The following is a 10,571-nucleotide window of genomic DNA, read 5'->3' as shown; positions in this document are numbered from 1 at the left end:
GTCGCCGCTGGTGCGGCGGTTCACGGGCAGCCGACCCGAGCCGATGCCATGAACGAGCAGAACTCGTCGCGGCTCACGGTCCACACGCCGTCGACGAGCTCGATCGACCCGATCTGATCGGTGTAGGCCGGGTTCGCTCCGAAGTTGACGTCGTAGGTGACCTCGGCGGCCTCGCCATCGATCACGACGTCGGTCGGCACGAGGCTGATCCCGTCGAATCCGTCGCCGGCCGCGGCGTACGCCTCGATGGTCTCTTCCAGCGCCTCGGCGTCGGCCAGATGAGGTGCCTTGTCGGCGAACGCGACCGTCGAGTCGAACACCGTGGCCCAGGCCGCGCCAGCCGCAGTGGCAGCGTCGTCGGCAGGTGCGTCGACCGCGCCGACCTCGACGGCCGATGGAACCGGCGTCGACGGGTCGCCGTCGGCCGCGGCTTCGATCTCGGGGACGAGTGCCTCGAGCGCGTAGTCGAGGCTCAGCGGACTGCCGTGGGAGAACGCGCCCGACAGCTCGATGCCGGCGAAGATCTCTCGGCCTTCCTGCACCGCGGTGAGCGCCGGTCGGGTCGGCAGCTGGTTGAGGATGCCGTCGATGGCTTCGAAGGCACCGGCCACCCACACGAGCACGTCGACGTCGAGTGGCGTGATGTCTTCGGGGCTCATCTCGAGGTAGAACGAGCCGTCGCCGCCCGAGTCGTTGATCTCGGGGATGACGAAGCCGAGGTCTTGCATGATTCGGCTGCGGGTGTCTTGCGACGTGTACGCACCCGGCCCCTCCTCGGTGACGAACGCGACCGAGGCCGTCTGTCCGATCCACTCGGGGTGCGCATCGCGAGCGGCGGCGAACTTCGCATCGAGTTCGTCGACGATCGCTCGGGCCTCGGCTTCACGGCCGGTCGCTCGACCCAGAATCAGGGTCTGCTCCTGCCACGGCGTGCCGTAGTCCTCGTAGGTGTCGGGCTGCGCGACGGTGGGAGCGATCGCCGAGAGCAACTCGTAGTCGCTGTCGGAGATGCCCGACCACACGCCGGTGATCAGGTCGGGTTGCAACGCGGCGATCTGCTCGAAGTTGAGCTCGGTCACCGGCAACACGTCGGGCGTGGCGTCGCCCAGTTCGTCCTGCGCCCACGGCCACACCGAGTTGGGCTGTTCGCCGTACCAGTCGCGCAGCGCGACCGGCACCACACCGAGCGCCAGCAGGAAGTCGTGTTCGTTGTAGCCGATCGACACGACCCGTTCGGGCTCGGCGTCGATCGTGGTGGCGCCGAACTTGTGCTCGATCGTCACCGGAAACTCGGCGTCGTCGGTCGAGACGTCGTCGGTCTCGGGAGCGGCGGTGTCGCTCGGCGCGTCGGTAGCGGGAGCGGCGCTGTCGGCCGGGGCGTCGATTGCCGGGGCGGCGTCGTCGTCTGATCCGCAGCTCGCGGCGACGAGTCCGGCCACCACGAGTGTCGCGAGGAATCGGCGCGTCATGCTGCACCTCCGCTCCGCTGGCTGCTGCGCACCGAATCGGCGGGGCGTTGCAGCAGTTCTTCGACGATCATCGACGTCGCGGCCTGCGCGGCGATGTCGTCGAGGGCGTGGCTGTAGCGCAGGTCGGTCGACGTGACCACCAGGAGCGTCACGCCGAGTTCGCAGTCGGGCTTGAGACAGCCGTGCATGGCGTCGGCCGGCACGGTGTCGAGACCGACGAGGTCGAGCAGGTCGCTGATCGCATCCGGGTGCAGCGTCGAGGCGATCCACCGCTGCTCGATGCCATCGCGCTCGACGCGGTACACGCCGCCACCGAGGTCTTCGAGCGAACCCCCGACTTCGATGTCGACGATCTTCGCCGAGTGGTCGGGCACGTTGGGCCACGACGACGCGATGGCGACGCGGCGCATGACGCACGGGCTGATGGCGCCGTGCGGTTCGGAGGCGACGACGATCTGTTCGTCGTCGACGGTGCGCAGTCGCAGTTCGGCGCCGGGTACGGCGTGGCCGAGCGCAACGGCCAATCGGAGTCGTTCGAGTGAGGTCACAGGGTTCCTTGGTGAGATGTGGGGTGGGGTGGGTGAATGGTGAGGTGTGCGGCCGGTTCAGCCGGCCTGCTCGCGTGCTCGCCGGACGAGTTCGACCGAGGCGGCGCGCACCTGGTCGGGTGACGTGAGCGGTTCGGGGAACGCGACGCGGCCGATGGCGATCTGGGTGCCGTCGGGGCCGCCGAACACGTCGAAGGTCATGCCGTACCGGTCGACCGCGGTGACGGTGGCGGAACTGGCTGCCTCGATGCCGGCGAGATGCTGGACGATCTGTGTGCAGGCGTCGGCGTGGTCGGCGTTGAGGTGTTCGATCATCGGGCGCGCGTGATCGATGATCGGGTCGACGGTGGCCGAGGCGTACTCGTCGGCGCTCGCCCAACCCATGAAGCCGAAGCCACCGACGTAGCGGAGATTGAGGGTGTCGAACCGCCACCACGAGAAGTCGTCGAAGCCGACGTAGTGCCGAGCGAACGGATGGACGACGAGGTGTGCTTCGATCTCGGTCGAGGTGGGTGCGTACGGCACGAACGCGCCGATGAGCGTGACGCGGGCGAGCGACAGCGGGTCGATCTCGTCGGGCGTCGCCTCGCCGACGAGCATGCTCGCTCGCGGATCGCGGCGCAGGTTCTGGGTGTGTTCGGCGAGCGACGAGACGCACACGAGTGCCGCTCCGTCGGCGAGCACCGAGTAGGGAGCGATCGACGAGTACGGATGGCCCGAGTCGGTGAGCGTCGACAACGTGGCGATGCCCCCGTTGCCGACGAGCGTGCGGGCGAGTTCGGCGTGCGACGGGATGCTGCGGGTGTCGCCTCGAAGCGGCGGACCGGCGGTCTCGTGTGGGCCGGTGTCGGGCTTGTCGCTGGTGGGTGTGCTGGTGGTCATCAGATGTCTCCGTGTAGGTCGGTGATCAGTTGGTCGAGGAACTGTCCGGTGCGCGGCCCGTTGCCGAGCAGGTACTGGTCGTCGTAGGCGACGACCCGTCCGGTCTGGCCCGCCGGGGTCTCGGCGATGCCGGGGAGTTCGAGCAGGCCGTCGATGCCGCCGACCGACTCGAGGCCGCGCTCGGGGATGATCAGCACGTCGGGTGCTGCGGCGACGAGGCTCTCGGCGTTGATCGGCGCGTTGTCGACGATGCCGAGTTCGTCGGCGATGTCGATCGCCCCGGCGGCCTCGATCATCCAGTCGACGCCGCCACCTTCGCCGAGCAGGAGTTGCACGTTCTTGCCGCGCACGTAGAGGACGCCGACCTTCAGCGACGGGGTGACGTCGTCGACTCGGGCCGAAGCGGCGGCGATCTCGGCGTCGACGGTGTCGGCGAGTGCCTGCCCGGTGGCGTCGACGCCGAGCGCCGCGGCGACCGCTCGGATCTTGTTGCCCGGGCCGTCCGACGAACTCTCGTTGGGGATCATCACGACCTCGACGCCGAGTCGCTCGAGGTCGTCGAGTGTCTCGACGGGTCCGGCGATGTCGGTGGCCAGGACGATGGTGGGGTCGAAGGCCACGATCGGCTCGGCGGCCAGTGCTCGTTGGTAGCCGATCTCGGGGAGCGCGTCGGCGGCGGCCGGGTGCGTGGCCGAGATGTCGGTGGCCACGACCTGCTCGCCGAGTCCGAGTGCGAAGACGATCTCGGCGAGGTCGCCGTCGACGGGGATGATGCGCTCGGGTGGGGCGAGCGCGGCGGTGGTCGGGGCCGTCGTGCCGATGGCGCCCGCCTGCGTGTCGTCGACGCCACACGCCGTCGAGGCGAGCGCCAGACAGCTCAGCGCGGAGAGGTACGAGAGGAGCGTTCGCTGTGCCACTCCGAGGATGTTAGGCGCGCCTTACAGATGACGCAAGCGCGTCATAACGAGCAGCTCGCGCGGTGGACCCAGCGGGTGAATCGCTTCCGCTTGAGCACCGGCACCACCTCCACGTCGTGATACCCCGCATCGGTCAGCCAGTCGGTGATGTCGCGGTGCGCCACGAACACGCCGAGCGGTGCCGCCGTCGCGGCGCGTTGGAGGATGCCCCGCACGACCGCCTCGTCGCGTGTGATCGCCTGGCCGTACGGCAGGTCGGTGACCACCGCGTCCGCCTGCGCCATCTCCTGGCGAGAGTCGGCCTTCACCACCGACGGCTCGTGGCCGAAGTGTTCGAGGTTCTTCGTGGTCATGCCGACCATCGCCGGTTTCCAGTCGGCTCCGAACGCGGTGAGGCCGAGCGACGCCGCTTCGAGCACGATCGAGCCGGCACCGCAGCACGGATCGACGATCGACCGCGCGTCGGGCACGAGGTTGACGAGCGCACGCGCGAACTGGCTGGTGAGCGACGACGACGTGGTCCACGGCTTGTCGTCGTGCACGCGATGGGAGTTCTCCGACTCGGCGACCACCTCGCCGAAGCGGAACGCGCCGTCGGCGACGGTGACGACGAACCGGCGGACCGGGTGCTTCAGGTCGGGGCTGAACGGGATGCCGTCGGCGAGCATCATCGACATGTCGGCGGTCGGCCACGATGCGAGCCGATACGGATCGTGGATGTCGATGCGGAAGCGGTGCGCGTCGAAGTCGGTGGCGGCGACCCGTTCGATCAACTCGTCGAACGACGACGCGGCGGCGATGGTGCGGAGGCCCTGCTGGACGTAGGCGCCTCGCTCGACCCGATCGGTTCGGTCGCACACGGCGACACCCGAGAGGTCGGGAGAGCCACCGGTGAGGCTCCGGCACTCGGCGCCGACGAGTCCGTTGTCGGGGAACCGCGCGCACAGCGCGAACCGTTCGTCGGCGAGGTCGGTCGGCTCGGGCACTCACACAGCATGGCGTGCCGCCCACCCTCCGACAGGAAGATCGCACGGCCGGAGTTCTACCGTCTGGACAGCGACCCATCAGCGGGTGGCCAGATGGAGGAACCATGAAATTCGGACTTGCATTCGCCAGCAGCATCGGTATCGAACACCAGGACGCGCTCGACATCTGTCGCACCGCCGAGGCGGCCGGCTTCGAATCACTGTGGGGCGGTGAACACGTCATCATGCCCAGCACGATCGACTCGGCGTACCCCTACACGCCCGACGGCAAGATCCCGGCCGAGCCCGAGACGCCGATTCCCGACCCGCTGATCTGGCTCGCCTTCGCGGCCGCCGCTGCCCCCACCATGCGCCTCGGCACGTGCATTCTCATCGTCCCGCAGCGCAACCCGCTGATTCTCGCCAAAGAACTCGCCACCCTCGACCGCCTGTCGGGCGGCCGCGTCGAACTCGGCCTCGGCGTCGGGTGGATGAAGGAGGAGTTCGATGCCCTCGGCGTGCCGTGGGAGCGCCGCGGCAAGCGCAACGACGAGTACATCGAGGCGATGCGCGCCCTGTGGGCCGGCCCGCACGCCGAGTTCCACGGCGACTTCGTCGACTTCGACCCGGCCACGTGCAGCCCGCGTCCGATCCAGGGTGCCGACATTCCGATCCTGGTCGGCGGCGACAGCGAAGCCGCACTCTCTCGTGCCGTGCGCCTCGCCGACGGCTACTTCCCCGGCGAAGGTGATGCCGAACGACTCGGTGCGCTGATCACCCGGCTCCGTCAGGGTGCCGAGGACGCGGGCCGCGACCCCGACAGCATCGAGGTCAACGCGATGTTCGGTGTGCAGATGGCCGACCCGGTCGCCGGCGTCGAGCAGATGGCCGAACTCGGCGTGGGGCGCATCATGGTCCCTGCCTTCTTCTTCGCCGGCGACGGTGGCATGGAACGCCTCGCCGCGTTCGGCGAGACCGCGATCGGAGCAGCCGATGCAAGCGTTTGATCTCACCGGAACCGTCGCCGTCGTCACCGGCGGCGGCCAGGGCATCGGCGAGGGAATCGCCAAGAACCTCGCGGCGGCAGGCGCTGCGGTCGTCGTGGCCGCGCGCCACCAGGAACGGATCGATCGCGTCGCCGCCGAGATCAACGACACGGGAGCGAAGGCGCTCGCCGTCGTCACCGACGTCACCGACAAGTCGGCGCTGGTGAACCTGGCCGACGCGGCCGTCGAGACCTTCGGCGGGTTGCACACGTGGGTCAACAACGCGGGCGGATCTCCGGTGCGTCAACCGCTCAGCGAACTCTCCGACGACGACTGGGACGCGTGTTTCACGCTCAACCTCAAGGCGCTGTGGCAAGCGTCGATCATCGCCGCCGAACGGATGACCGACCGCGGCAGCATCATCAACATCTCGTCGCCGGCCGGCGATCGCGGCGTGCCCGGAAGCGGCCACTACGCGGCAGCGAAGGCGGGCGTCAACTCGCTCACCAAGACGCTGTCGCTCGAACTCGCTCCGAAGATCCGCGTCAACGGCATCTCGCCGGGCTACGTGCCGACCGAGGTGATGATGACCGCGCTCGACACCGACGAAGCGGCGCTCGAGAAGATGGCGCAGAAGCGCGTGCCGCTGCAGCGTCTCGGCACGCCCGACGACATGGGCTCGACCGCGGTGTACCTCGCATCGCAGGGCGGCAGTTGGATGTCGGGTCAGACGCTGATCGTCGCCGGCGGTCTCTGAGCGAGCGGCGATCGTGTCACTCCCGGGCGAGTGACATGATCGCCTCGTTGCCGCGTCGCCACCACACGGTGAGCGTGACGGCATCGACGCGCCAGCGCCCGGCATCGTCGAGCACCAGGTGGTCGTCGTAGAACCCGCCGATCGTGAACTCGGGGTCGGCGCTACCGGTCCGCTGCTCGAGATCGTCACGCCACAGGAAGTGCGCGGCCTGCATGTAGACGCGACACTGCGCCGCCGAACCCGACGGGTCGATCTCGACGATCGGGTTGCTCATCGAGTGCTGCGTCGCATCGAGCCCGGTGAACAACGGTGTGACCGCGCCGAGCCAGGTGTCGACCGACATCGCCGATGCCGGGCGGCCGTGGTACGACTCGTAGTCGAACACGATCTCGGTGGGGGAGGGGACGAACACCTCGCGGTAGTTCGCCCAGTCGCGCTGGTCGATGCCGTACGCGAACGCGTAGACCGTCTGGGCGACGTCGATCCGTGGGTCGTGCATGAAATTCTTCTCCGTCAGTCGAGGTGAAGGTGCGGGGCGAGCAGGGGCAGCGACTCGTCGGTCATCCCGGTGATCGAGGCGGCCGACACGCCCATCGTCTCGAGCCAGTCGAGGCCCTCGGCGACGTGCTCGGGCGACCCGAAGAACCGCTCGAACAGCCGCTCGTCGCTGCTGAGCCCGCCGCTCGCGAGCGCCTTCGCCACACCCTTGGTGCGGGGGTCGTCGCCGACGCTGCACAGCACGAACATCGAGATCTCGATGTCGGGGTTGACGGCGCGGACCTGCTCGATCATGTCGGTGATGCGGCTCGCCGGGATCGACGCCATCACGCCGAGGTCGAGCGCGCCGCCGCGGGTGGCGGCGCTCTGCACCTTGAGTTCGACTCGGTCGAGATGCGGCGTGACCTCGCGCATCGTGCGCGGCCCGCCGACCGAACCGATCAGCGGCGGCGGGGTGACGGCGGGGCCGAGCACCGGCACGTCGACCGTGTAGTGCTCGCCGGCGAACGTGCACGCGTTGGTGTGCAGCAGCGTGCGGACGATGTGCGCGGCCTCGGCATACCGACCGGCGCGCACGCCCGGCGCCGGGTACTCGATGCTCGCCCCGATCGCTTCGCTCTTCGACCAGCCCGCGCCGAGACCGAGTTCGAACCGGCCGTCGCTCACCACCTGCAACTGCAAGGCGGCCTGCGCGACCTCGACGGGGCTGCGGAACAGGTTGTTGGCGAACGCCGTCGAGATCGTGGCGCGAGTGGTGGCCGCCGCCATCGCCGCTGCGCTCACCCACACATGGGGGTAGGCGCGGGTGTCGGTGAAGAAGTGATCGGCGACCGAGAGGCCGTGCCACCCCTCGGCTTCGCGCTCTGCGGCCCACGCTCGTGGGTCGACGTCGGCATCGACGAGGTTCACGGTGTAGCGCACCTTGCTGAGAGTAGATGTGTGCTCCGACGATCCGGGAGGCGGACCGACTTCGTACTGTCGACGCATGGATCTGCATCTCGACGGCACACGCGCACTCGTCTCCGGCGGCCACAAGGGTCTCGGTCGCGCCATCACTCGACGACTGCTCGAGGAGGGAGCGTCGGTCGCGATCTGCTGCCGCCGTCGAGACGAACTCGACGAAGCGGTCGCCACGCTCGGTGAACTCGGCACGGTGGTCGGCCACATCTGTGACTTCTCCGATGTCGACGCCGTGCAGGCATGGGTCCGTGACGCGGCCGAGGCGCTCGGGGGCATCGACATCTGTGTCGGCAACGCGAGTGCGAGCGGCCAGCGCGGCGACGGGCCCGAACCGTGGAAGAACAGCTTCGCCGTCGACATCCTGGGCACCGCGATGTTCTACGAGGCGGCGCATCCGTTTCTCGCCGAGTCCGACGCCGCGGCGATCGTGCAGATCGCGACCATCACGGCCATCGAGCATCACGACGTGCCGATCAGCCCGAGCTACGGGGCCAGCAAGGCGGCGGGCATCAACCTGATCGCCCAACTCGCACAGCGATGGGGCGCCGAAGGCATTCGCGCCAACACGGTGTCGCCCGGCCCGATCCTGATCGAGAACGGTCGGTGGGACGACATCCGCGAACGCCTCCCCGAGTTGTACGAGCGCGACCGCCTGATGCATCCGCTCGAACGCATGGGCACCGACGACGAGGTCGCCGACGTCGTCGCCTTCCTCGCGTCGTCGCGAGCGAGTTGGGTCAACGGCGCCAACGTCGTGGTCGACGGCGGCTACACGAAGCAGGTCGGCTTCTGATCTCGGCGACGGTTCGCGACAGACTGGCGCGATGAGCGATCTTCCCGAGGTTCCGCAGTTCGGTGCGTTGTTGCGCGGTCACATCTCGAGCGTGCCCGACGAAGCTCGTCCCGTGTTCCTGTCGGGTCTCGAACGGTCGGCGGCCGAGCGCTACCGCCAGTGGGCCGAGCAGCTTCCGGAGTACGCCGACGAACTGCTCGGTTGCGCTCGCCGCGAAGACGAGATCGCAGAGCTGGTGGCCGACCTGTTTCCGGTCAGTGCCGAACTCCAGCAGCAGGTCGACGAGGCCATGCCGGCGGCGGTCGCGCTCTACTACGAGGTGTTCGCCCCGCACCCGCCGCTGCATCAGCTGTACCTGCAGTCCGAAGCCGAATTGCAAGGTGCGATGGCGTGGGTCGGCATGGCCGAAGCGGTCACCGACGACGCGACGCGCTCGACCCTCGAGCGGTGTACGGCGCTCGAACGTGAGTCGTCGGTCGTGGTCAAGCAGCTCCTCGACGGCGTGCTCACCTGAACCCCTGTACCTCTTTGGAACAATGTTCTAAGCTTCGGCCATGACGGACACAGCCGAGCCCACGGTCTTCTTCAACCCGCTGGAGCCGGGCTACACCGAGAATCCGTGGCCGCACTTCGCCGAACTGCGCGAGCACGACCCGGCACACTTGTCGCCGATCGAGCGCTGGTTCCTCTTCACCTACGACGACTGTGCTCGCCTGCTGCGTGACCCGGCGCTGAGCGTCGACGACGTCAACATCGAGTTCCACGACGAAGCGCGCGTGGCGATGTTCGAAGCCGCGTTCGATCCGGAGGAGGCGACGCGGTCGATGTTGGGGCTCGACGCCCCCGACCACACCCGGCTTCGACGTCTGGTGAGCAAGGCGTTCACCCCGTCGGCGATCGCCGCGCTGCGTCCGATGATCGAGGAGCGCGTCGACGCCGCCCTCGACGCGATGGAAGCGCGCGGGAGCGCCGAGGTGATCGGCGAACTCGCGTTTCCGCTGCCGTTCGACGTGATCTCCGAGATGCTCGGCATGCCCGAGGCCGACGCCGACCAGATCGCTCAGTGGTCGTCGGCGCTCGTCAAGACGCTCGACCCGATCATCAGCGAAGAGGAGGTCAACGCCGCCGCCGACGCCGAGCGGAAGATGGGCGTGCTGCTCGACGAGGTGATCGCCTGGAAGCGCGCCAACCCCGCCGACGATCTGCTCACCGCGCTGATCCAGGCCGAGGAAGACGGCGACCGACTCACGTCTCGCGAGCTGCGCGCGCAGGTGCAGTTGCTGTTCGTGGCCGGCCACGAGACCACGGTCAACCTGATCGGCACCGGCATCTACGAGCTGCTCCGCCACCCGGAGCAGGCCGAACTGCTACGCAACGATCCGACGCTCGACGCGAACGCCATCGACGAACTCTTGCGTTTCGTGTCGCCCGTGCAGTTCTCGCGTCGGATCACCCTCGACGACATCACCTTCCGCGACGACACCGATCAGCCCAAGACGATCAAGAAGGGCATGTTCGTCATGGCGAGCCTCGCGTCGTCGAACCACGACCCGGCCAAGTGGGGGCCGACGGCGGAGGAACTCGACCTACGGCGCGAGGGCGCGGGTCAGCATCTGTCGTTCGGCAGTGGCTCGCACTACTGCCTCGGCGCCTCGCTCGCGAAGCTCGAAGCGCAGGCCGCGATCGGTCGCTTCGTTCGTCGGTTCCCGAACGCCGCGGTCGCCGGCGAACCGGTGTGGAACGGGCGGATCAACCTGCGCGGTCTCGAACGACTCGACGTCACACTCTGAGTCGAC

At 68.6% G+C, this 10,571-nt stretch carries 12 protein-coding genes; 5 read left to right on the top strand and 7 right to left on the bottom strand.

The genetic code is table 11. The features are described 5' to 3' along the window. Positions 1-20: 20 nt before the first annotated feature. From YM304_RS23505 to YM304_RS23305, 5 genes are read right to left on the bottom strand one after another with little or no spacing between them, the layout of a single operon-like run. Positions 21-1,469, bottom strand: coding sequence for an iron-siderophore ABC transporter substrate-binding protein (locus YM304_RS23505; RefSeq protein WP_015443691.1), 1,449 nt, complete (start codon positions 1,467-1,469; stop codon positions 21-23). Then, on the bottom strand, positions 1,466-2,017 hold the full coding sequence (locus YM304_RS20720; RefSeq protein ID WP_015443690.1) for a hypothetical protein: 552 nt from the start codon (positions 2,015-2,017) through the stop codon (positions 1,466-1,468). The genes YM304_RS23505 and YM304_RS20720 overlap by 4 nt, the downstream gene beginning before the upstream one ends. Positions 2,018-2,074: 57 nt before the next feature. Then, complete coding sequence (locus YM304_RS20715; RefSeq protein WP_015443689.1) at positions 2,075-2,899, bottom strand: HugZ family pyridoxamine 5'-phosphate oxidase; 825 nt, start codon at positions 2,897-2,899, stop codon at positions 2,075-2,077. Further along, positions 2,899-3,816, bottom strand: coding sequence for a heme/hemin ABC transporter substrate-binding protein (locus YM304_RS20710; RefSeq protein ID WP_015443688.1), 918 nt, complete (start codon positions 3,814-3,816; stop codon positions 2,899-2,901). Before YM304_RS20710 ends, YM304_RS20715 begins: the two co-directional genes overlap by 1 nt. 41 nt (positions 3,817-3,857) lie before the next feature. Then, a complete protein-coding gene (locus YM304_RS23305; protein WP_015443687.1) occupies positions 3,858-4,802 on the bottom strand; it encodes a TRM11 family SAM-dependent methyltransferase in 945 nt (314 codons plus the stop codon). A gap of 104 nt (positions 4,803-4,906) precedes the next feature. Here YM304_RS23305 and YM304_RS20700 point away from each other — a divergent pair, with 104 nt between their 5' ends. After that, positions 4,907-5,788, top strand: a complete 882-nt coding sequence (locus YM304_RS20700; RefSeq protein WP_015443686.1) for an LLM class F420-dependent oxidoreductase — start codon at positions 4,907-4,909, stop codon at positions 5,786-5,788. Continuing rightward, positions 5,775-6,524, top strand: a complete 750-nt coding sequence (locus tag YM304_RS20695; RefSeq protein ID WP_015443685.1) for an SDR family NAD(P)-dependent oxidoreductase — start codon at positions 5,775-5,777, stop codon at positions 6,522-6,524. The genes YM304_RS20700 and YM304_RS20695 overlap by 14 nt, the downstream gene beginning before the upstream one ends. Positions 6,525-6,540: 16 nt before the next feature. Here the strand turns inward: YM304_RS20695 and YM304_RS20690 are convergent, their stop codons facing one another. Both YM304_RS20690 and YM304_RS23300 read right to left on the bottom strand, forming a co-directional pair. Next, positions 6,541-7,023, bottom strand: a complete 483-nt coding sequence (locus YM304_RS20690) for a nuclear transport factor 2 family protein (RefSeq protein WP_015443684.1) — start codon at positions 7,021-7,023, stop codon at positions 6,541-6,543. A 14-nt stretch (positions 7,024-7,037) separates the two neighbouring features. Beyond that, positions 7,038-8,009 (bottom strand): LLM class flavin-dependent oxidoreductase, encoded by a 972-nt coding sequence (locus YM304_RS23300; protein ID WP_162142127.1) that lies wholly within the window; start codon positions 8,007-8,009, stop codon positions 7,038-7,040. On the opposite strand from YM304_RS23300, the gene YM304_RS20680 reads away from it, so the two are divergent. Genes YM304_RS20680 through YM304_RS20670 form a run of 3 tightly spaced genes read left to right on the top strand, consistent with a single transcriptional unit; the run spans position 8,008 to position 10,565 of the window. Beyond that, positions 8,008-8,775: an SDR family NAD(P)-dependent oxidoreductase gene (locus YM304_RS20680; RefSeq protein WP_015443682.1), complete on the top strand. Its 768-nt coding sequence runs from the start codon at positions 8,008-8,010 to the stop codon at positions 8,773-8,775. The two genes, YM304_RS23300 and YM304_RS20680, sit on opposite strands and share 2 nt — an antisense overlap. Before the next feature lie 31 nt (positions 8,776-8,806). Continuing rightward, the gene (locus YM304_RS20675) at positions 8,807-9,289 is read left to right on the top strand and encodes a hypothetical protein (RefSeq protein WP_015443681.1); all 483 of its coding nucleotides are present in this window, start codon (positions 8,807-8,809) and stop codon (positions 9,287-9,289) included. Between the two features lie 40 nt (positions 9,290-9,329). Next, positions 9,330-10,565: a cytochrome P450 gene (locus YM304_RS20670; RefSeq protein ID WP_015443680.1), complete on the top strand. Its 1,236-nt coding sequence runs from the start codon at positions 9,330-9,332 to the stop codon at positions 10,563-10,565. Positions 10,566-10,571: the final 6 nt, after the last annotated feature.

Source organism: Ilumatobacter coccineus YM16-304, assembly GCF_000348785.1.
Classification (GTDB): domain Bacteria; phylum Actinomycetota; class Acidimicrobiia; order Acidimicrobiales; family Ilumatobacteraceae; genus Ilumatobacter_A; species Ilumatobacter_A coccineus.
The sequence above is the reverse complement of the archived record's forward strand: the minus strand, read 5'-3'. Positions and strand labels throughout refer to the sequence as shown.

What these genes read in the sequence shown, in the direction of transcription:
- YM304_RS23505 (WP_015443691.1), bottom strand. Translation starts at nt 1,469, where the DNA reads ATGACGCGCCGATTCCTCGCGACACTCGTGGTGGCCGGACTCGTCGCC.
- YM304_RS20715 (WP_015443689.1), bottom strand. Translation starts at nt 2,899, where the DNA reads ATGACCACCAGCACACCCACCAGCGACAAGCCCGACACCGGCCCACAC.
- YM304_RS20700 (WP_015443686.1), top strand. Translation starts at nt 4,907, where the DNA reads ATGAAATTCGGACTTGCATTCGCCAGCAGCATCGGTATCGAACACCAG.
- YM304_RS20695 (WP_015443685.1), top strand. Translation starts at nt 5,775, where the DNA reads ATGCAAGCGTTTGATCTCACCGGAACCGTCGCCGTCGTCACCGGCGGC.
- YM304_RS20690 (WP_015443684.1), bottom strand. Translation starts at nt 7,023, where the DNA reads ATGCACGACCCACGGATCGACGTCGCCCAGACGGTCTACGCGTTCGCG.
- YM304_RS20680 (WP_015443682.1), top strand. Translation starts at nt 8,008, where the DNA reads ATGGATCTGCATCTCGACGGCACACGCGCACTCGTCTCCGGCGGCCAC.
- YM304_RS23300 (WP_162142127.1), bottom strand. Translation starts at nt 8,009, where the DNA reads ATGCGTCGACAGTACGAAGTCGGTCCGCCTCCCGGATCGTCGGAGCAC.
- YM304_RS20675 (WP_015443681.1), top strand. Translation starts at nt 8,807, where the DNA reads ATGAGCGATCTTCCCGAGGTTCCGCAGTTCGGTGCGTTGTTGCGCGGT.
- YM304_RS20670 (WP_015443680.1), top strand. Translation starts at nt 9,330, where the DNA reads ATGACGGACACAGCCGAGCCCACGGTCTTCTTCAACCCGCTGGAGCCG.